Consider the following 19,727-nt stretch of genomic DNA (forward strand, 5'->3'; position numbering starts at 1 on the left):
AATCGTGGGCGTCGTCGACTGTAGAGACGCGACCGTCTCCGACCCCATCCCTGGAGCACCCGTGAGAACCGCCGTCGTCATCGGAACCGGACTGATCGGCACCTCCGCGGCGCTCGCCCTCGCCTCCCGCGGGATCGCCGTCCACCTCTCCGACCGCGATCCGGGGCAGGCCCGTACGGCCGCCGCGCTGGGCGCCGGCACGGAGGACGCCTACGAGGGCAGGGCCGACCTCGCGATCATCGCCGTACCGCCGGCCCACGTGGCCGCCGCCCTGGCCGACGCGATCGGCCGCGGCCTGGCCCGCGCCTACGTGGACGTCGCCAGCGTCAAGGGCGGACCGTGGCGCGAGCTGGACGAGCTCGGCGTGGACACCAGCCGGTACATCGGTACGCACCCGATGGCGGGCAAGGAGCAGTCCGGGCCGCTCGCCGCCTCGGCGGACCTCTTCGAGGGCCGGCCCTGGGTGCTGACGCCCACCCGCGAGACCGCCCACGAGGTGCTCAACCTGGCGCTGGAGCTGGTGGCACTGTGCCGGGCCGTCCCGGTGGTCATGGACGCCGACGCGCACGACCGCGCGGTCGCGCTGGTCTCGCACACCCCGCAGCTCGTCTCCAGCATGGTCGCGGCCCGGCTGGAGGAGGCCGACGAGACGGCCGTGCGGCTGTGCGGGCAGGGCATCCGGGACGTGACGCGGATCGCCGCCTCCGACCCGCGGATGTGGGTGGAGATCCTCTCGGCGAACCCGGGCCCGGTCGCGGACGTGCTCGCCGGGATCGCCGCCGACCTCGACGAGACCGTACAAGCCCTGCGCGGCCTGCAGTCCGCCGACGAGGAGAAGCGCCGGGGCGGCGCGGCCGGCATCGAGGACGTGCTGCGCCGGGGCAACGCCGGCCGCGTCCGGGTGCCGGGCAAGCACGGAGCGGCGCCGACGGCGTACGAGACGGTGGCCGTGCTCATCTCCGACCAGCCCGGGGAGCTCGCGCGGATCTTCGCCGACGCCGGGCGGGCCGGGGTCAACATCGAGGACGTGCGCATCGAGCACGCGACGGGCCAGCAGGCGGGCCTGGTCCAGCTGATGGTCGAACCCCGGGCGGTCGCGTCCCTCTCGGCCGAGCTGCGCGAACGCGGCTGGGCCCTGCGCCAGCAGTAGGCGCCCCCGCCGGCCCGGGTCCGCCCGCCGTCCGCCCTTCGCCGCCCGTGGCCGTCCGCCGCCGTCCGCCCGCCCGGCGGGCGGCGCCGAAAAGCCCGGTAACCTGGAGGAGGGGCGCTATTGGCGCGCCCGGACACGTACGCGCAACCAGGAAGGTGCCCGCACCGTGGAAACCGTAGCTCCGTCCGCCGTGATCGTCGCCATCGACGGTCCCTCCGGCACGGGCAAGTCCAGCACTTCCAAGGCCGTGGCCGCCAAGCTCGGGCTGCGCTACCTGGACACCGGCGCCCAGTACCGGGCCATCACCTGGTGGATGATCACCAACGGCGTCGACACCGACGACCCGCAGGCCATCGCGCTCGCGGCGGGCAAGCCGGCCATCGTGTCCGGCACCGACCCGTCCGCGCCCACCATCACCGTCGACGGCCTGGACGCCTCCGGCCCGATCCGCACCCAGGAGGTCACCTCCAAGGTCAGCGCCGTGAGCGCCGTCCCCGAGGTGCGCACCCTGATCACGGAGCTCCAGCGGTCCATCGCCGCCGAGGCGGGCCGGGAGGCCGAGGGGATCGTCGTCGAGGGCCGGGACATCGGCACCACCGTCCTGCCCGACGCCGACCTCAAGGTCTTCCTCACCGCCTCCGCCGAGGCCCGCGCCGCTCGCCGCAGCGGCGAGCTGCGCGGCAAGGAGGCCGTGGACCTCGCGGCCACCAAGGAGGCGCTGATCAAGCGCGACGCCGCCGACTCGGGCCGCAAGACCTCCCCGCTGGCCAAGGCCGGCGACGCGGTCGAGGTGGACACCACCGAGCTCACCTTGGACCAGGTCATCGAGTGCGTGGTGACCTTGGTCGAAGAGAGGCGGAGCGCGACCGGGGACCCGGAGAAGCGGGCGGGTCGCACGTGAGCGGTACGCCCTCCCTCAAGGGTGCGGCGGTCGGCCGGCGGATCGGCATCGGGCTCATGTACGGCCTCTGGCGGCCGCGCGTGCTGGGGGCCTGGAAGGTCCCCGCCGCCGGACCCGTCATCCTGGCCGTGAACCACTCCCACAACATCGACGGACCCATGGTCATGGGCACCGCCCCCCGGCCGCTGCACTTCCTGATCAAGAAGGAGGCGTACGTCGGCCCGCTCGGCCCCTTCCTCGAAGGGATCGGGCAGGTGAAGGTGGACCGCTCCGGCGCCGACCGGGGCGCGATAGGCCGCGCGCTGGGCGTGCTGGAGAACGGCGGGGCCCTGGGGATCTTCCCCGAGGGCACCCGGGGCGAGGGCGACTTCGCCTCGCTGCGCGCGGGCCTCGCGTACTTCGCGGTCCGCTCGGGCGCGCCGATCGTGCCGGTCGCCGTCCTGGGCAGCACCGAGCGCGCCGGCCGCGTCGTCAAGGCGCTGCCGCGGCTGAAGAGCAGGGTCGACATCGTCTTCGGCGATGCCTTCGACGCGGGGGACGGCAGTGGCCGCCGTACCCGTACCGCGCTGGACCAGGCCACCGTACGCATCCAGGACCGGCTGACCGCCCACCTGGCCGACGCCAAGCGCCTCACCGGGCGCTGAGCGAGACTTGACCTAGTAGTGGAACCGCGCTGCGCGGGCCCCACCGATCACCACGAACGACGAGGAACGGACTTCATGAACGACCAGCAAGACCACGGAGCACTTGGCGATGCCGAGTACGCGGAGTTCATGGAGCTCGCCGCGGAAGAGGGCTTCGACGTAGAGGATGTCGAAGGCGCGATCCTGGAAGCCGGCCACGGCCCGCTGCCCGTTCTCGCCGTCGTCGGCCGCCCGAACGTCGGCAAGTCGACCCTGGTGAACCGGATCATCGGCCGCCGCGAGGCGGTCGTCGAGGACAAGCCCGGCGTCACCCGCGACCGCGTCACCTACGAGGCCGAGTGGGCCGGCCGCCGCTTCAAGGTCGTCGACACCGGCGGCTGGGAGCAGGACGTCCTCGGCATCGACGCCTCCGTCGCCGCCCAGGCCGAATACGCCATCGAGGCCTGCGACGCCGTCGTCTTCGTCGTCGACGCCAAGGTCGGCGCCACCGACACCGACGAGGCCGTCGTCCGGCTGCTGCGCCGGGCCGGCAAGCCGGTCGTGCTGTGCGCCAACAAGGTCGACGGCCAGAGCGGCGAGTCCGACGCGGCCTCGCTGTGGTCCCTGGGCCTCGGCTACCCGCACCCGGTCTCCTCGCTGCACGGCCGCGGCACCGGCGACATGCTCGACGCCGTCCTGGAGGCCCTCCCGGAGGCGCCCGAGCAGACCTTCGGCACCGCCGTCGGCGGTCCGCGCCGGATCGCGCTCATCGGCCGCCCGAACGTCGGCAAGTCCTCCCTCCTGAACAAGGTCGCCAGGGAGGACCGCGTCGTCGTCAACGAGATGGCCGGCACCACCCGCGACCCGGTCGACGAGCTGATCCAGCTCGGCGGGGTCGTCTGGAAGTTCATCGACACCGCGGGCATCCGCAAGAAGGTGCACCTCCAGCAGGGCGCCGACTACTACGCCTCGCTGCGTACGGCCGCCGCCGTGGAGAAGGCGGAGGTCGCGGTCATCCTGATCGACACGACCGAGAACATCTCCGTCCAGGACCAGCGCATCATCACCATGGCCGTCGAGGCGGGCCGCGCGATCGTGATCGCGTACAACAAGTGGGACGAGCTCGACGAGGAGCGCCGCTACTACCTCGAGCGCGAGATCGAGACCGAGATGCAGCAGGTCGCCTGGGCGCCCCGGGTGAACGTCTCGGCGCTCACCGGCCGCCACATGGAGAAGCTGGTCCCGGCGATCGAGGCGGCCCTGGAGGGCTGGGAGACGCGCATCCCGACCGGTCGGCTGAACGCCTTCCTCGGCGAGGTCGTCGCGGCGCACCCGCACCCGATCCGCGGCGGAAAGCAGCCCCGCATCCTGTTCGGCACCCAGGCGGGCAGCAAGCCGCCGCGGTTCGTCCTCTTCGCCTCGGGCTTCCTGGAGCACGGCTACCGGCGCTTCATCGAGCGCCGCCTGCGCGAGGAGTTCGGCTTCGAGGGAACCCCGATCCACATCTCGGTCCGGGTCCGCGAGAAGCGCGGCGCGCAGCACAAGCGCAAGATGTAGTGACCGTGTGCCGGGGCTAGTGGCCCCGGCGCGGAGCGGGCGGCAGGGCCGCCGGGACGTGGTGCGTCCCGGTCTGGTGCTGGCGCCCGTTCGCGTATCCGGTGCTCGCGGCGGCGCCCGCGTACGAGTACTGCGGCTGCGGGGCGTAGGAGGGCTGCCAGGCGTCCGCGGGCTGCCACGGGGAACCGTTCCAGCCGGCCGCCGCGTAGGAGGCCGCGGAGCCACTGCCGTAGCCACCGCCGTAGCCGCCGCTGCCGTAGGTGCCGGAGCCGACGGGGTACGAGCCCGTGCCCGCGGCGTAGGCGCCGCCGTAGGAGAAGGCGGTGAACCCGAGGTGCTCCTCGCCCGTGCGGTCGCCCGGGAGGGCCCGGAAGGCGCGCAGGTACTCCGAGTACAGCGTGTCGTAGATGGGCGTGTGCGAGGCGGCCGGAGCGCTGTCCAGCTCCCGCGCGGTGCGCATCGGGGGGACGCTGCTCTGATGGGACGGGGCGCGGGAGACATCGTAGGAATGCACGTATCAGCCAACGAAACCGGCGCCGCGCGGATGCGGGGTCACGGGGCGGAAAACGCAGATCGCCGGGGGTGTGCGGGACGGACCGCACACCCCCGGCGCACGCCGCCCGGCCCCCCGGAGGGGGAGCGGACGGCCGTATCGGGGAGGGAAGGGTGCCGGGCCCCCGGCGTGCCCCGGGGCCCTCGCGGGGGCCCCGGCGTGCCGGGGGGACCGGCGGGGTGTCAGGCGCCCGGGGTGCCCGCCAGCGGCATCGAGGCGGCCACCAGCTTGCCGTTGCGGGCGGCCTTGTCCAGGGCGTCGCGGAGCAGGTCCTCGCGGGGCTGCTGGCCGATGGAGTCCACGGGGGCGGCGTAGACCAGGACGCGCTGCGTCTTGTTGACCGCGGCCCGCCAGCCGTCGGTGACCGACAGCGGACGGTGCGCCTGCCACCAGGCGACCTGGCCGGGCTGGAGCACGGAGTGCAGCTGGCCGGCGGCGAGCAGGATCGACCAGCCGCTCAGCGGCGACGGCAGCTTCTCGGTGTCGCTGACCGGGACGAAGCCCTGCTCGATGAGGAGCGGGAGGAAGTCGTCGCCGGGACCGGTGGTGCCGGGCCGGGCGATGGGCGCGGTGGGCTCCACGACCAGGGCGGGGTGCAGCTCCCCGTTGATGAGGATCAGGCCGCTGGTGATGCCGAGGACCGCCTGGCCGCCGGGCACGGACTGCGGTTCGTCGCCGCCGGGGGAGGCCGGGGCGGGGCTGTCGCCGGTGATGGAGCGGACGGCGCCCTGGAGGTCGGCCTCGGGGACGGAGACGACCTGGGAGGGGATGCAGCCGGCGTGGGCGAAGGCGAGGACGGCGGTCTCGTCGCCGACGAACAGCACGGTGCTGGTCTGCTCGCGCTCGGAGTCGCCGGGGGTGCGGCAGGAAGTGCAGTCGTAACTGCCCGGGGACCCGTCTCCGGCGAGCAGCCGCTCGGCCTCCTCGTCGCCGATCTCGGCACGTACCTCATCACTGACTTCGAGCATGCGCGGCACGGGGTGGCTCCTCGGACTAGGCGTGCGGGGCCGGGGGGTTCCGGCTCGCCGGGCTCAACGGGGGAGCGGCGGCCGGGGTCACGCCGTTTGAGGGAACGGAATCGAACCGGACCCCCGAAGGAGTGAACGGTCCGACCGGGGCGTTGCTTTCATGCCAACTGTTTTCTGCTTGTGCGCAGTTGGTGGTCGGTGCTGGCCGTTTGGCCGGTGGGCCGACCGGGTGGGCGCCCGCGCGGCGCGGTGTGGCGGGCCGGGAGCCGCCGCGGGGCCGCGGGCGGCGGTGGGCAGAAGCCGGGCGCTGGCGCTGCTGCTGGTGATCACAGGGCTCGCGGGACTGGTCGCCGCCTGGGTCATCACGAACGACAAGTTCAAGCTGCTGGAGGACCCGGACTTCACGCCGGGCTGCAGCCTCAACCCGATCGTCTCCTGCGGCAACATCATGAAGAGCGACCAGGCGGCCGGCTTCGGCTTCCCCAACCCGATGCTGGGCCTGGTCGCCTACGGCCGAGCGGCCCACCACGAAGGCGGCACCGTCCCAATCCGTCCACTCAGCCAGCCCCTCAGAAAGATCCACGGAGCGATCCTGCCAGCACAGCATCAGACCCGGTGAACCTTTCCGGTCACAGCACTAGGGGCCCGCGATCTCCGCGATCCCCGCGACGCGCAGCGCCGCGTCGGCGGTGGCTTCCGCGAAGGCGGCCACGGGGCGGGCCGGATCGCAGCGGTGGATGAGCATGACGCCTTCGATGAGCCCGAAGACCAGGTCGTTGCGGAGCGCCAGGGCGGCCCGGTCTCCGGCGAGTTCGGCCGCGACGCAGGTCCCGTCGAGCAACTCGGCGTAGGCGTCCTTGAGTTCGAGGCGCATCAGGCGGAAGTGGGCGAAGCGGTCCCCGCCGACCTCGGGCAACAGGTAGAGCGCGCCCAGGTTGTACGGGCCTGCGCACAGCAACAGCACGTCGGAGCGGCACAGTTCCCACAGCCGGCGGGTGGCGGGCCGGTCCGCTTCCAGGAGCAGCCGGCGGGCCAGTGCGAGGGAGGGCGCGACCGTGGACTCCAGGAGTTCGGCGAGGAGTTCCTCCTTGCCGCCGAAGTAGTGGTACATCGTGGCCTGGCGCATCCCGGCCCGTTCGGCCACCGCCCGCGTGGTGGTGGCCGCGTACCCCTTCACCGTGAAAAGCTCGGCCGCCGCGTAGAGGAGTTCCTCGCGCGGCGGCCGGCCGCTGTCCGGCCGCAACGGGGCGGCGCGTGGCCGACCGACCCGTCTCGGCCCTTCGTCCGCTGCCCCAGTCATGGCCCGATCGTCGCACAGGACACGTCGAATCGATCATGGCAAGAGATGAGATCCGGCCATGGCCACTTTTGGAGGAAGCCCCACATCCGATCAGCCGACGGAGCTGTAGGCCACCACACCCCGCAGGAGCGCGTCGACCGCCTTGCGCGCGTTGCGGGCCACCGAGCTGCCGCCCTCGGAGGACGGCGGCGCGGCGGACGAAGGCGCCGCGGCGGCCACCTGTCCCAGCACGTCGATGACCTGCTTGCACCAGCGCACGAAGTCGCCGGCCGGCATCTCCGCCTCGCGCAGCACCTCGTCCAGACCGCGGTCGGAGGCCCACTGGTAGGCCGCCCACGCGAAGCCGAGGTCCGGCTCGCGCTGGCCCACGCCCTCCGCCTGGTTGATGCCGTGCTCCTCTTCCAGAGCGTCGAGCCGGCCCCAGATCCGGACCATTTCGCCGAGCGCGACCTTCGCCGCGCCGCCCGGCACCTTCGGCGCCACCGCGTCGTCGGACTGCCGCGCCTCGAAGACCAGCGCCGAGACGCAAGCGGCCAGTTCGGCCGGGCTCAGGCCCTCCCAGACACCGGCCCGCAGACACTCCGACGCCAGCAGGTCGAGCTCTCCGTAGAGCCGGGCGAGCCGCCGCCCGTGCGGGGTCACCTCACCCTCGCGCAGGTAGTCCAACTCCGTCAGCAGCGCGTGGATCCGGTCGAAAGTGCGGGCGATGGTGTTCGTCCGGCCCTCGATGCGCCGCTCCAGCTGCTCGGTGTCCCGCTGCAGCCGGTGGTGGCGCTCCGCCCAGCGGGCGTGGTCCTCGCGCTCGTCACAGCCGTGGCACGGGTGCGCCCGCAGCTCGGTGCGCAGCCGCGCGATCTCGCGGTCGTCGGCCGCGGCCGCCCGGCCGCGCGAGTGGCGCTCGACCGTCAGGTGCCCGGCCTTGGTCCGCAGCTGGGAGGCCAGGTCCCGACGGGACTGCGGGGACTTCGCGTTGAACGTCTTGGGGATGCGCATCCGCTCGATGGCCTCGACCGGCACCGGGAAGTCGATCGCGGCGAGCCGCTTGACCTGCCGCTCCACGGTGAGCACCAGCGGGCGCGGACCCTCGGTGTACTCGTGCCCGCGGTACCCGTTGGACCGTCCGGCCGGCACGCCCGGGTCCAGGACCAGCGCGAGCCCGGCGAACTTGCCGGTCGGCACGTGGATGATGTCGCCCGGCTTCAGCTTCTCCAGCGAGGAGGCCGCCTGCACCCGGCGCTGGGCGGCACCCTGCTTGGCCAGGTCGTTCTCACGGTCCTTGAGGTCGCGGCGCAGCCGCGCGTACTCCTCGAAGTTCCCCAGGTGGCAGGTCATGCCCTCCCGGTAGCCCTCCAGGCCCTCCTCGTTGCGCTGCACCTGCCGGGAGATCCCGACGACCGAGCGGTCGGCCTGGAACTGCGCGAAGGAGGTCTCCAGCAGCTCGCGCGAGCGGTGCCGCCCGAACTGCTGGACCAGGTTCACGGCCATGTTGTAGGAGGGCTTGAAGCTGGAGCGCAGCGGATACGTACGGGTACCCGCGAGCCCGGCCAGGGCCGCCGGGTCCATGCCCCGCTGCCACAGCACCACCGCGTGGCCCTCGACGTCGATGCCGCGCCGCCCGGCCCGCCCGGTGAGCTGCGTGTACTCGCCGGGGGTGATGTCGGCGTGCTGCTCGCCGTTCCACTTGACGAGCTTCTCCAGGATCACCGTGCGCGCGGGCATGTTGATGCCCAGCGCCAGGGTCTCGGTGGCGAAGACGGCCTTCACCAGGCCCCGGACGAACAGCTCCTCGACGACCTCCTTGAAGGTGGGCAGCATGCCCGCGTGGTGCGCGGCGATGCCCCGCTCCAGGCCCTCCAGCCATTCGTAGTAGCCCAGGACGTGCAGGTCCTCGGCGGGGATCGACGCGGTCCGCTCCTCGACGATCTCGCGCACCTTCAGGCGCGCCGAGTCCTCGTTGAGCCGCAGGCCCGCGTACAGGCACTGCTGAACGGCGGCCTCGCAGCCGGCCCGGCTGAAGATGAAGTTGATGGCGGGCAGCAGCCCGTCGCCGTCGAGTCGGGCGATGACCTCGGGCCGCGAAGGGGTCCAGATCCGGCCGCGCGAGCGCCGCTCGCGCTCGCGGTCGGCCTCGCGGACCATCTTCCCGCGCCGCCGGTCCTTCGGGTTGTAGCGGCTGGTGTTCTCCTCGCGGGCCATCCGCAGCAGATCGGGGTTGACCTCGCGGCGCGCGGAGCCGCGGCCGCCGTGGTCGGACCCCTCCTCGAAGAGGTCGTAGATCCGCCGGCCGGCCATGACGTGTTGCCACAGCGGGACCGGCCGCTCCTCGGAGACGATCACCTCGGTGTCGCCGCGCACGGTGTCGAGCCAGTCGCCGAACTCCTCGGCGTTGGAGACGGTGGCGGAGAGCGAGACCAGGGTCACCGACTCGGGCAGGTGGATGATCACCTCCTCCCAGACGGCTCCGCGGAACCGGTCGGAGAGGTAGTGGACCTCGTCCATCACGACGTAGCCCAGGCCCGTCAGCGCCTGCGAGCCCGCGTACAGCATGTTGCGGAGCACCTCGGTGGTCATCACGACCACGGGAGCATCGGAGTTGACGCTGTTGTCACCGGTGAGCAAGCCGACCTTGTCGGCGCCGTAGCGCTTGGCGAGGTCGGCGTACTTCTGGTTCGAAAGGGCCTTGATGGGCGTCGTGTAGAAGCACTTTCGGCCCTGTCGGAGCGCCAGGTGCACGGCGAACTCGCCGACGATCGTCTTGCCCGAGCCGGTCGGGGCGGCCACCAGGACGCCCTTGCCGCCCTCCAGTGCCTTGCAGGCCTCGATCTGGTACGGATCCAGGTCGAATTCGTACATCTCGCGGAACGGCGCCAGGGCGGTGGCCTCTTCGGCGGCGCGGATCCGGGCAGCGGCGTACCGCTCGGCGGGAGAGAGTTCTTCGGTCATCTTGTCGTCGAGCCTACCCGCCGCCCCTGACAACAGTCGCGATCTTTATGACGAGGTCCGGACGGCCTACGCCGTCCCGCGCTCCCCCCTCCCCGCAGCCGTCCTACGCCAGGAGCCGCAGGGCCCCGGGGACGCACTCGGCGGTCACCGGCAGCGCTCCCAGCGGCTCGCCGTCCGCGTAGGCCGTACTGCCGGCCGCCTCCAGGGTCACCTTCGCGGCCCGGAACACGGTGACCTTGGGGTGGCCGAGATGGGTCCCCCTGTAGACCCGCGGGAAGACCTTCAGCAGGGTCGCCCGGCTGCAGTCGCCGACGACGGTGATGTCGAACAGTCCGTCATCGGGCCGCGCGTCGGCGCAGATGCGCATCCCGCCGCCGTAGGAGGAGCCGTTGCCGACGGCCACCAGCGTGGCCTCGGTCTCGACGGCCGGCCCGTCGTCGAGGGTGATCCGGTACGGGAAGGGCCTGAAGGCGGCCAGCTCCAGGGCCATCGCCAGGTCGTACTTGAACCGGCCGGCCGGCAGCCGCATCCGGTTGCCGCGGTCGTTGACCCGCGAGTCGAAGCCGGAGCACAGCACGGTCCCGTACCAGGTGCCCCCGTCGACCCGGCCGAGGTCGATCTCGCGGACCCGGCCCCCCTTGAGCACCTCGGCGGCCAGGGCCCCCGCCCGCGCGGGGTCCCTTACGGGCAGCCCCATCGCCCGCGCGAAGTCGTTGCCGGTGCCCACCGCGACCACGCCGAGCGGGACCAGGGTCCCGGCCAACGCCTGGAGGGCGAGGGAGACCATGCCGTCGCCGCCGACCGCGACGACCGCGCCGGTGCCGCCCCGGACGGCTGCGCGCAGCCGCTCCAGTGCGTCGGGGGCATCGGCGCCCACCACGGTCCGTACGGAAAAACCCGCCTCCCGGAGCGCGGAAGCGGCCGGCTGCGCGGCGTGCGCGCCCCGGCCGCGTCCGGCGGTGGGATTGACGAAGAGGGTGATCTCAGCACTCACCCACGGGAATCTACCCGCAGGGATCAGGTGGCGTCGTCGTAACCGTTGATCCGCCGGCGGCCGCCGTCGTCCTGACCGGGCAGGGCGCCGGGGGCGGCCACGGGCTCGATCTCGCCGAGCGCCGCCGGGGTCAGGTCCACCTCGGAGGCCTCGTCGTCGTCGAGGCCGGCATCGGGGTTGCGCCGTGCCCGCCTGCGGTCGTTGAAGAGGCAGACCCCGAGCGCGACGAAGTACAGGGTGACGATCGGCGCGGCCAGCGCCAGCATGGTCAGCGGGTCACCGGTGGGGGTCGCGAACGCCGAGAAGACCGTGATGCCCAGCACCATGGCCCGCCACCAGCTCGCGAGCCGCTTCGCGGTCAGCACGCCGGTGAAGTTGAGCAGGATCAGCAGCAGCGGCAGCTCGAAGGCCAGGCCGAAGACGATGACCATGCGCGTGACCAGGTCGAGGTAGTCGTCGACCGGCAGCAGGTTGCTCGCGTTGTCCGGGGTGAACTCCAGCAGGATCACCGCGGTCTGCGGCAGCACGTTGTACGCGAGGACCGCGCCCGCGCCGAACAGCGGAGCGCCGACCGCCACGAAGGCGACGGCGTACTTCTTCTCGTGGCTGTGCAGGCCCGGGGCCACGAAGGCCCACAGCTGGTACAGCCACACCGGCGCGGAGAGCACGAGACCGGCGGTGAGCGAGACCTTCAATGCGATCGAGAACGGCGCGATGAGGCCGTTGACCGTCATGGAGGCGCAGGGCCGCCCGTTGCGCTGCTCGATCACGCCGTTGGTGCATCCGACGGAGTCCAGCATCGGCTTCATCATGAAGTCGATGAGGTCCTTGTAGAAGAACGCGGCCACCACTGTGATCACGAGGATCGCAAGGACCGACTTCAGCAGCCGGTTTCTCAGCTCACGCAGGTGCTCGACCAGCGGCATGCGCCCTTCGGCGTCCTTTGCCTTCTGGTCCGTCTTCTCCTGCTTGCGGGCAGACTTGAGCAACCCACGTCCCTTGTCTCGATGCAGATGACTGGCGCGACCTCGGTCGGCTGGAGTCAGCTCTTGGTGGTGTGGTTGGGCTCGCTGACCGGCCGGGCGCTGGTGACGTCACCGGGCGAGGCCTGGATCGTGCGCGGGGCCGCCTGCTGCTGCGGAGCCTGGTCGGCGACGGAAGAGGCGGTCGCGGCGTCCTCCGCCTCGCCCTCCTTCTTCATCGCCTTCGCCTCGCTCTTGAGGATGCGGGCGGACTTGCCGAGCGAGCGGGCCATGTCGGGAAGCTTCTTGGCACCGAACAGCAGGAAGATCACGGCGACGATCAGGAGGATCTCGAGGGGCTTCAGGTTGCCGATCATGTGTGTCTTCCTTCTCACCGAAACGGCTGGTTGTGGTGGCCAGGCGGCTCGGACCTGGATCCGTATACCGCTCTGACATGGATCGTAACCCCCGGGGGTTAACGGCAGGCAATCCCCCGGGGTATCACCGCTTGCGTGGTCAGACAGTACGACGGTTGTCCCACCATGGCTGCCCCGGCCGCCCCGGCCGCCCCGGCCGCCGCCGGACACCGGCCGGTCCTGCTCAGCGCCCTGGACGAGGTGCCCGAGGACACCGCTCCGGCCGTCGCGAAGGAGACCCTGCGGCTCTCGCTGGCCGCGCTGCCCTACGTACGGGACCACTGCGTGTACCTGCAGCCCGAGGGGTGGCCCGAGGACTCCGACCGGTTCCCCGTCGTACCCATGACGACCATGCTGGAGCTGGCGGCCGAGGCCGCGCTGCGGCACGCCCCGCCCGGCCTCGCGGTCATCGGCTACGACCAGGTGCGGGCCCTGCGGTGGCTCTCCGTCGAACCGGCCCTCGACGTGCCGGTCACCGTGCGCGGCGAGGGGCCCGGCCGGACCCGCGTCGTCCTCGGGGAGTACGCCGACGTGGTCGTGCTCACCGGCGAGCGGTACGAGCCGCTGCCCGGGCCCGATCCCACCCCCCTGCACGATCCGCGGCCGGCCCCCGTCAGTGCCGAGGCGCTCTACCGGGACCGGTGGATGTTCCACGGCCCGCGCTTCGCCGGGGTGCACGAGGTGCTCGCCGTCGGCTCGGACGGGATCCGCGGGGTGCTGCGGGCCCTGCCCGACCCGGGGGCGCTGCTCGACGCCGCCGGGCAGCTGTTCGGGCACTGGATGCAGCTGCGGCTCCCGGTGGACCGGCTGGTGTTCCCGGCCACCGTGGACCGCATCCGCTTCTCCGGCCCCCCGCCCGCCCCGCGGGAGCTCGTGGCCGCCACGGCCCGGATCCGCGAGGTGCGCGACGTCACCGTGCGCGGCGACCTGGAGCTGCGCCGGGCCGACGGCGGGGTGTGGGCCCGGATCGACGGCTGGACGTACCGCCGCTTCGGCGCCGACGAACGGGTCTGGCCGATGAAGTTCACCCCGGAGGTGTGCGGCATCGGCGAACCCCAGCCCGCCGGCTGGTGCCTGGCCCGGCGCCGCTGGACCGACCCCGCCTCGCAGGAGCTGGTCATGCGCCGCTACCTCGGAGCCGCCGAGCGCGCGGTGTACGAGCGGCTGGCGCCGCGTGCCCGGGCGCCCTGGCTGCTGGGCCGGATCGCCGCCAAGGACGCGCTGCGGCAACTGCTGTGGAACGACGGAGCCGGCCCGGTCTTCCCGGCGGAGGTGGCCGTCGGCAACGACCCGGCGGGCCGCCCGCTCGCCGAGGGCGACCTGGCCGCGGGAATCCGGCTGACGATCGCGCACAAGGACCGGATCGCGGTCGCGCTGGCCCACCGCGACCAGCCGGTCGGCATCGACGTGGAGCCGGTGACCGCCGATCCGGACGCGCTGATCCGCATCGCGCTGACACCGGAGGAACTCGCCCTCGCCGAAGGGCTGGCGGCCTGCGAGGGCACCGGCCTGCCGGCCGCCCTCACGGCGCTGTGGTGCGCCAAGGAGGCCGCGGCCAAGGCGGCGGGGACCGGGCTCGGCGGCCGCCCCCGTGCCTGGCGGGCGGACGGCGACCCGGGCTCCGGCCGGCTGCGCGTGCTGTCCCCCGACGGGCAGCCGTACCCGATCCGCACCACCCTGCTCGCGGACGCGCCGCTCGACCACGTCGTCGCCTGGACCGAGCGTCCCGCGGAACAGTCCCCCCGTCCCTTCCACCTCACGGAGACCAGTCATGGCAGCTGACATCCTCGCCGAGATCACCGGCATGCTCGTGGAGATCGTCGGTGACGAGTTCCTCCTCGCGGACGAGGTCACGATGAAGACGACGTTCAACGAGGACCTCGCCCTGGAGAGCATCGAGTTCGTCGCCCTCGCCGAGCTGCTCCACCACCGCTACGGAGCCGAGGTCGACCTGATGGGCTTCCTGTCCGAGAAGGACATGGACGCCATCCTCGCCATGTCGGTCGGCGAACTCGTCACGCACATAGGCTGGATCACGCACGCCTCCCTCGCCCGCGTCTCGGCCGGCCCGGCCGCCGCGCCCGCATCGGACGGCTGATCCCGCGATGGCCCTCGTCCAGGCGGACTCCGTCCGCTTCCACGTCCAACAGCTCCCGGCCGGCACGGACGCCGGCCCCGACCGTCCCGTGGTGGTGTTCCTGCACGGACTGGTCGTCGACAACCTGTCCTCCTTCTACTGCCCCCTGGCCGTCCCGGCGGCCCGGGCCGGACACGAGGTCGTCCTCTACGACCTGCGCGGCCACGGCCGCAGCGAACGGCCGGCCACCGGCTACGACAGCGGCACCGCCGTGGGGGACCTGTTCGCACTGCTCGGCGAGCTCGGCCTCGGGCGGCGCCCCGTGCACCTGGTCGGCAACAGCCACGGCGGCACCCTCGCCCTGCACGCCGCCCTCGCCCGGCCCGACCGCGTCACCGGGCTCACCCTGCTCGAACCCCCGCTCAGCGGAACCTGGGTGGAGAACATGGTGGACACCCTGTCGGCGGCCGCCCTCAGCCTCGAGGACAGCCCGGTCCCCGCCGAACTGCTCACCCTGCGGCTGCGCAAGGCCGCGAACCTCACCGCGATCGCCGACGACCTGCTCAACCGCACCACGCTCATCGACGACATCGCGGCGAGCCGCACCTTCACCCCGGCCGACTACGCCGCACTGCGCTGCCCGGTCCTCATCGTCTGCGGCGAGCACTCCGAACTCGTCCCGGGCGCGCGGGAACTGGCCCGCCACGCCCCGCGCGTCACCGCGATCGAGATCCTGCCGGGCCTGGGCCACGACGTGCTGAAGGAGAGCAGCGGGGCGCTGAGAGCGGCCGTGCTCGCCCATCTCGACGCGGTGGCCGCGACGGCCCTGACCGCCCCGACGGCTCCGGTCACCGCGACGGCTCCGGCCGCTCCGGTCGCTCCGACCGCTCCGGCCGAGGAGCTCCGGCGGACGGGGGTGCTGGTCCCGTGAAGGTGCTCTTCACCGTGCCGCCGCTGGCCGGACACGTCAACCCGACCGTGGCGGTCGGCTCCGAACTGGCCGCCCGCGGCCACGAGGTCGCCTGGTGCGGCCCGGCCGGGGCGCTGTCCCGGCTGCTGCCCGAGCACGCCCGGATCCTGTCGGCCGGAGCGGAGGAGGGCGGCGAGTACGCGACGCTGCACGCCCGCTGGCGCGATCTGCGCGGGGTCGGGGCGCTGCGGTTCCTGTGGGAGGAGGCGCTGGTCCCGCTGGCCAGGGCGATGGTGCCGGGCGTGACCCGGGCGGTGCGCGAGTTCGCGCCCGACGTGCTGGTCGCCGACCAGCAGGCGCTCGCCGGTCCGGTGGTCGCGCGCCGGCTCGGCGTGCCGTGGGTGACGTCCGCCAGTACCTCGGCCGAACTCACCGGGCCCTTCACCGACTTCCCGAAGGTCGGGGAGTGGGTGGCCGAGCGGATCGGCGGACTGCTGGCGGAGTTCGGGGCTGACAGGACCGGTGGGATCGGCGGGGCCGGGGCGGACCCCACGTGGGACCCGCGGTTCTCGGACCGGCTGATCCTGGTGTTCTCCAGCCGCGAACTCGTCGGCGGGGGAACCGACTTCCCGCCGCACTACGCCTTCGTCGGACCCGCCTTCGGAGCCCGCCCGCCCGCGCCCGACTTCCCCTGGGCGGAGCTGGACCCGACGCGGCGCCGGGTGCTGGTGTCCCTGGGCACGCTCAACCAGCAGGCCGGCGGACGGTTCTACGGAGCGGTGCTGGGGGCCGCCGAACGGCTCGCCGCGGAAGTACAGCTGATCCTGGTGGCCCCCGGGTCGCTGGTCGGCACCGTCCCCGGAAACGTGCTGCTGCGGGAGAGCGTGCCGCAGCTGGACCTGCTTCCCCATCTGGACGCGGTGGTCTGCCACGGCGGCCACAACACCGTCTGCGAGGCCCTCGCGCACGGGCTGCCCCTGGTGGTCGCGCCGATCCGCGACGACCAGCCGATCGTCGCCCGGCAGGTCGTCGAAGCCGGGGCCGGGGTGCGGGTGCGGTTCGGCAGGACCAAGGCCGAGGAACTGCGCGACGCGCTGACGGCCGTGCTGGACGAACCCGTCCACCGCCGCGGCGCCCGGCGGATCCAGGCCTCATTCGCCGCGGCCGGCGGGGCCGGCGCCGCGGCCGACCGGTTGGAGAAACTCATATGAAGCGTCCCGGGCTCCCCGTGCTTTCCCCGCTCCCTTCTCTTCCCCCGTTTCCGCTGCTCCCTCCGCTCCGGGGGTACCTCGCCCTGCGCCTTCCCGCCCGCCTTCCCCGAGTCCGGTGGACCTCCGCGGTCCTGCTGGTCGCCCTCGGCGCGGGCACCGTGCGCGCCGCCCGCCGGCTGCGGGCGATCCCGGTGCTGCCCATGACCCCTCCCATGGCCGCGCCCGCCGCCGCCGGGGTGCCGCGCGCCGCGGGCTGGCGGCTGCTCACCGCCCGCGGGGTCGAACCCGACGCGGCCACCTTCCTCGCCGCCTGCGCGCACGCCGACCGGGAGGGGCTGCACGTCCTGGACCTGCTGCCCGCGGACCTGGCCACCGAACGGACCATGGGCCTGCTGCGGCTGGTCGATCCGGCCGGCTACCGCCAGGACCGGCTCGGCGAGGGGCGCGGAGCGGGCTTCGCGGTGCTCGTCTCCGAGGAGGTGCTCGCGCGGGCCGGCGTGGATCCGGCCGAGCCGCGGCCCGCCCCGGCGGAACTCCTGGCGCTGACCCGCCGTTTGAAGGAGTACGCCACCGACGCCACCGGACTGGCCATCGCACCGGCCCTGAGCTGCGGACCTCCGCCGGACGCGAGCGGAGCGGCCCGCGCCGGCGAGCTCCGGGCCCAAGGGCTGCCACCGGGGGCGCTCGCCGCCGCGCAGCTCGCCGGGCTGGCCCTGCTGGCGGGCGTGGCCGTGCGCCAGGGCCGGTGGGGCGCCGCCGCGGCGGGGCTGTACTGGATCCAGCCCTGCCTGGCCCTCGGCGGGCCCGGCACACCGCTGCGCCCGGGCGATCTGGCCCTGGCCACAGCCGCCCGGCCGGTGCGCTCCCTCGCCGCCGCCCTGCGCACGGCCGCCGCCACGGCCCGTACCCGGCGGGCCGGCGGCGCCACCCCCGAGAGCGAGCGCGAGACGGCGCGGGCCGCCGTCCGGGCCGCCGACTACCGGACCGACCTGGCAGCGGGGACCGACCGGTTCTTCGAACCGCGCCGCCAGGACTGCCCCTGGTGCGGCTCCCGGCAGCTGTCCGTCCGCGTCCGGGTGCCCGATCTGCTCCAGGCCAAGCCCGGCCTGTTCACCCTGGACGGCTGCGGAGACTGCGGGCACGTCTTCCAGAACCCCCGGCTGACCCTGGAGGGGCTGGAGTTCTACTACCGCGACTTCTACGACGGCCGCGGCGGCGAGGGGGCGGCCACGGTCTTCGGGCGGCTCGGCGCCGCCTACCGGGGCCGGGCCGAGATGCTCCGCCCCCACGGAGCCCCCGCGTCCTGGCTCGACGTCGGCACCGGGCACGGCCACTTCTGCAACGCGGCACGCGCCGTCTGGCCGGACACCCGCTTCGACGGGCTGGACATGGGCGACGCGGTGCGCGACGCGGAGCGGCGCGGCTGGGTGGAGACGGGCCACCAGGGCCAGTTCCCGGAGTTCGCGGTGAAACTGGCGGGCCAGTACGAGGTGGTCAGCATGTACCACTACCTGGAGCACACCCGGGACCCGCTCGCGGAACTGGACACGGCGGCCGCCGTCCTCGCCCCCGGCGGCTACCTGACCATCGAGATCCCCGACCCCGAATCGCGCATGGCCCGGCTGCTCGGCCCGGCCTGGCTGCCCTGGTTCCAGCCGCAGCACCAGCACCTCATCCCGGCCGCCAACCTGCGCGAGGCGCTGGCCGAGCGCGGGTTCACCGTGCTCGCCGAGGAGCACGGCCCGGCCCACCAGGGCAACGACTTCTTCGGCGCGGTGGCCCTGACCGCGACCAGGCTGGCCCCGGACCCCGACCGGCCCTGGGCCTCCCCGGCCACCCCCGGCCGGCGCGCCCTCACCCACGCCGTACAGGTGGCCGCGCTGCCGTGCTTCGCCGCCGCGGCGGTGCTCGACGCACTGCGCACGGCCGTGGCCCGGCGCACGGACGGCGGGAACGCCTACCGGATGCTGGCCCGGAAGGACGAGCGGTGACGGGCGCCGCGGCCCCCGCCGCGGCGCCCGTCACCGCTCGTCCTTCCCACAACCCGCCATCACCCTTCACCCCCGTCGCGCGCGCAGCGCCGAGCGCCGCCCCCGCGTGCGCCCACACCGGGCAGGGCATGTTGGGCTAACGGCGCGGTGCGCGGCGGGCGCCGGCGGGGGCGGCGTACCGCTGTCCGTGCTCGCGAGCGTCGCCACCGAGCCCGATCCGGCGGAGCGCCTCGCGCGGGTACGGGCCTGGACGGTGCTGCCGGACCGGGCGGTGGTGCGGTTCGCGGAGCCGGGGGCCCGGGAGCTGGCCGAGGCACTGCTGGAGCGCGGGGTCGCGGTGGACGCGGAGGTCCCGGTGGGCGGGCCGCCCGAGCCGCTGGAGCGGTTCCTGGCCTGGCCGGTACGGGACCCGGCGCGGGTCCGGCTCGCGGTCGAACTGCCCGGGGCCGACCGGGCCCTGGTGGCGCTGGCGCTGCGCGGGCTGCCCCCCGTACCGGTGCTGCTGTTCGGGCGGGAGGCCGCGGCCTGGCCGGTGCTGCGCCTGGCCGCGCGCTGCGGCACGGGCGCCCGGATCGGCGTGGGCGACGTACTGCGGGTGCCGGACGGGCGGCCGGCCCGCTCGAACGCCCAACTGGTCGCGGCGGCCGCCCGGTTCCGGGATGAGGCTCCTACAGCCGGGATCCGGTGAGGCGTTCGCCGAAGACGTCGTCCGGGTTGGAGAGCGCGCAGTTCTCCAGCGAGAGGCAGCCGCAGCCGATGCAGTCGGCCAAATGGTCGCGCAGGCGGCCCAGTCGGGCGATGCGGTGGTCCAGCTCGGCCCGCCAGTTCTCGGAGAGCCGGGCCCAGTCGGCGCGGTTGGGGGTGCGGCCTTCGGGGAGCTGGGTGAGCGCGTCGCGAATGCTGGCGAGCGGGATCCCGACGCGCTGGGCGGCGCGCACGAAGGCCACCCTGCGCAGCGCGTCGCGGGTGTAGCGGCGCTGGTTGCCTGAGGTGCGGCGGCTGGTGATCAGGCCTTTGGTCTCGTAGAAGTGCAGCGCGGAGACCGCGGCACCGCTGCGGGCGGACAGCTGGCCGACGGTGAGCTCGTGGACTTTCTCGGGAATCTGCGGCACACCGCCGAGGGTAGTCGGCCGCACCGACATTCGTTGATCCGTGTGTCGTTGACAGATAC

18 protein-coding genes and 1 pseudogene are annotated in these 19,727 nt (G+C 73.6%); 11 read left to right on the forward strand and 8 right to left on the reverse strand.

Going from position 1 to position 19,727, the window contains the following annotated elements:
- The first annotated feature begins 61 nt into the window (after positions 1-61).
- The 4 genes from DRB96_RS38105 (at position 62) to der (ending at position 4,231) form a co-directional block, all read left to right on the forward strand.
- Positions 62-1,150, forward strand: a complete 1,089-nt coding sequence (locus DRB96_RS38105) for a prephenate dehydrogenase (protein WP_112452506.1) — start codon at positions 62-64, stop codon at positions 1,148-1,150.
- 166 nt (positions 1,151-1,316) lie between these two features.
- On the forward strand, positions 1,317-2,051 hold the full coding sequence (gene cmk, locus DRB96_RS38110; protein ID WP_112452507.1) for a (d)CMP kinase: 735 nt from the start codon (positions 1,317-1,319) through the stop codon (positions 2,049-2,051).
- Positions 2,052-2,107: 56 nt separating this feature from the next.
- On the forward strand, positions 2,108-2,695 hold the full coding sequence (locus tag DRB96_RS38115; protein WP_112454261.1) for a lysophospholipid acyltransferase family protein: 588 nt from the start codon (positions 2,108-2,110) through the stop codon (positions 2,693-2,695).
- A gap of 75 nt (positions 2,696-2,770) precedes the next feature.
- Complete coding sequence (der, locus tag DRB96_RS38120) at positions 2,771-4,231, forward strand: ribosome biogenesis GTPase Der (protein WP_112452508.1); 1,461 nt, start codon at positions 2,771-2,773, stop codon at positions 4,229-4,231.
- A gap of 16 nt (positions 4,232-4,247) precedes the next feature.
- On the opposite strand, the gene DRB96_RS38125 is transcribed toward der, so the two are convergent.
- Both DRB96_RS38125 and DRB96_RS38130 read right to left on the reverse strand, forming a co-directional pair.
- Positions 4,248-4,691, reverse strand: a complete 444-nt coding sequence (locus tag DRB96_RS38125) for a hypothetical protein (protein WP_239516572.1) — start codon at positions 4,689-4,691, stop codon at positions 4,248-4,250.
- Between the two features lie 275 nt (positions 4,692-4,966).
- Positions 4,967-5,761, reverse strand: coding sequence for a hypothetical protein (locus DRB96_RS38130; protein WP_112452510.1), 795 nt, complete (start codon positions 5,759-5,761; stop codon positions 4,967-4,969).
- A 280-nt stretch (positions 5,762-6,041) separates the two neighbouring features.
- On the opposite strand from DRB96_RS38130, the pseudogene DRB96_RS38135 reads away from it, so the two are divergent.
- Positions 6,042-6,266 (forward strand): annotated as a pseudogene (locus DRB96_RS38135) (vitamin K epoxide reductase family protein); the annotation flags it as partial.
- Between the two features lie 123 nt (positions 6,267-6,389).
- On the opposite strand, the gene DRB96_RS38140 reads toward DRB96_RS38135, so the two are convergent.
- The 5 genes from DRB96_RS38140 to tatA all read right to left on the reverse strand — a co-directional run bounded on the left by DRB96_RS38140 (position 6,390) and on the right by tatA (position 12,328).
- Entirely contained in the window at positions 6,390-7,052 is a 663-nt protein-coding gene (locus DRB96_RS38140; RefSeq protein ID WP_112452511.1) for a TetR/AcrR family transcriptional regulator, read from the reverse strand.
- A 90-nt stretch (positions 7,053-7,142) separates the two neighbouring features.
- A complete protein-coding gene (locus tag DRB96_RS38145; RefSeq protein ID WP_112452512.1) occupies positions 7,143-9,995 on the reverse strand; it encodes a DEAD/DEAH box helicase in 2,853 nt (950 codons plus the stop codon).
- A gap of 103 nt (positions 9,996-10,098) precedes the next feature.
- Entirely contained in the window at positions 10,099-10,989 is an 891-nt protein-coding gene (locus DRB96_RS38150) for a diacylglycerol kinase (RefSeq protein ID WP_112452513.1), read from the reverse strand.
- A 23-nt stretch (positions 10,990-11,012) separates the two neighbouring features.
- Positions 11,013-11,978, reverse strand: coding sequence for a twin-arginine translocase subunit TatC (gene tatC / locus DRB96_RS38155; protein WP_112452514.1), 966 nt, complete (start codon positions 11,976-11,978; stop codon positions 11,013-11,015).
- 53 nt (positions 11,979-12,031) lie between these two features.
- Complete coding sequence (gene tatA / locus DRB96_RS38160; RefSeq protein ID WP_112452515.1) at positions 12,032-12,328, reverse strand: Sec-independent protein translocase subunit TatA; 297 nt, start codon at positions 12,326-12,328, stop codon at positions 12,032-12,034.
- Positions 12,329-12,493: 165 nt separating this feature from the next.
- On the opposite strand from tatA, the gene DRB96_RS38165 reads away from it, so the two are divergent.
- From DRB96_RS38165 to DRB96_RS38190, 6 genes are all read left to right on the forward strand, one after another.
- Complete coding sequence (locus tag DRB96_RS38165; RefSeq protein ID WP_112452516.1) at positions 12,494-14,149, forward strand: 4'-phosphopantetheinyl transferase superfamily protein; 1,656 nt, start codon at positions 12,494-12,496, stop codon at positions 14,147-14,149.
- Positions 14,139-14,465: an acyl carrier protein gene (locus tag DRB96_RS38170; protein ID WP_112452517.1), complete on the forward strand. Its 327-nt coding sequence runs from the start codon at positions 14,139-14,141 to the stop codon at positions 14,463-14,465. The genes DRB96_RS38165 and DRB96_RS38170 overlap by 11 nt, the downstream gene beginning before the upstream one ends.
- A gap of 7 nt (positions 14,466-14,472) precedes the next feature.
- Positions 14,473-15,375, forward strand: a complete 903-nt coding sequence (locus DRB96_RS38175; protein WP_112452518.1) for an alpha/beta hydrolase — start codon at positions 14,473-14,475, stop codon at positions 15,373-15,375.
- Positions 15,376-15,377: 2 nt separating this feature from the next.
- On the forward strand, positions 15,378-16,565 hold the full coding sequence (locus DRB96_RS38180; protein WP_112454264.1) for a nucleotide disphospho-sugar-binding domain-containing protein: 1,188 nt from the start codon (positions 15,378-15,380) through the stop codon (positions 16,563-16,565).
- Positions 16,562-18,556 (forward strand): class I SAM-dependent methyltransferase, encoded by a 1,995-nt coding sequence (locus DRB96_RS38185; RefSeq protein ID WP_239517818.1) that lies wholly within the window; start codon positions 16,562-16,564, stop codon positions 18,554-18,556. Before DRB96_RS38180 ends, DRB96_RS38185 begins: the two co-directional genes overlap by 4 nt.
- Positions 18,557-18,743: 187 nt before the next feature.
- The gene (locus DRB96_RS38190) at positions 18,744-19,244 is read left to right on the forward strand and encodes a 3-keto-5-aminohexanoate cleavage protein (RefSeq protein ID WP_112452519.1); all 501 of its coding nucleotides are present in this window, start codon (positions 18,744-18,746) and stop codon (positions 19,242-19,244) included.
- On the opposite strand, the gene soxR is transcribed toward DRB96_RS38190, so the two are convergent.
- Positions 19,225-19,668 carry a redox-sensitive transcriptional activator SoxR gene (soxR, locus tag DRB96_RS38195; RefSeq protein WP_275432050.1) on the reverse strand — a complete coding sequence of 148 codons (444 nt, stop codon included), beginning with the start codon at positions 19,666-19,668 and terminating at the stop codon, positions 19,225-19,227. The genes DRB96_RS38190 and soxR overlap by 20 nt on opposite strands.
- Positions 19,669-19,727: the final 59 nt, after the last annotated feature.

The sequence above is a fragment of the Streptomyces sp. ICC1 genome (assembly GCF_003287935.1).
GTDB lineage: Bacteria > Actinomycetota > Actinomycetes > Streptomycetales > Streptomycetaceae > Streptomyces > Streptomyces tritrimontium.

Coding starts and splice junctions, on each gene's coding strand:
- DRB96_RS38115 (WP_112454261.1), top strand. CDS start 2,108: ATGTACGGCCTCTGGCGGCCGCGCGTGCTGGGGGCCTGGAAGGTCCCC.
- der (WP_112452508.1), top strand. CDS start 2,771: ATGAACGACCAGCAAGACCACGGAGCACTTGGCGATGCCGAGTACGCG.
- DRB96_RS38125 (WP_239516572.1), bottom strand. CDS start 4,691: ATGCGCACCGCGCGGGAGCTGGACAGCGCTCCGGCCGCCTCGCACACG.
- DRB96_RS38140 (WP_112452511.1), bottom strand. CDS start 7,052: ATGACTGGGGCAGCGGACGAAGGGCCGAGACGGGTCGGTCGGCCACGC.
- DRB96_RS38145 (WP_112452512.1), bottom strand. CDS start 9,995: ATGACCGAAGAACTCTCTCCCGCCGAGCGGTACGCCGCTGCCCGGATC.
- tatA (WP_112452515.1), bottom strand. CDS start 12,328: ATGATCGGCAACCTGAAGCCCCTCGAGATCCTCCTGATCGTCGCCGTG.
- DRB96_RS38165 (WP_112452516.1), top strand. CDS start 12,494: ATGGCTGCCCCGGCCGCCCCGGCCGCCCCGGCCGCCGCCGGACACCGG.
- DRB96_RS38170 (WP_112452517.1), top strand. CDS start 14,139: ATGGCAGCTGACATCCTCGCCGAGATCACCGGCATGCTCGTGGAGATC.
- DRB96_RS38175 (WP_112452518.1), top strand. CDS start 14,473: ATGGCCCTCGTCCAGGCGGACTCCGTCCGCTTCCACGTCCAACAGCTC.
- DRB96_RS38185 (WP_239517818.1), top strand. CDS start 16,562: ATGAAGCGTCCCGGGCTCCCCGTGCTTTCCCCGCTCCCTTCTCTTCCC.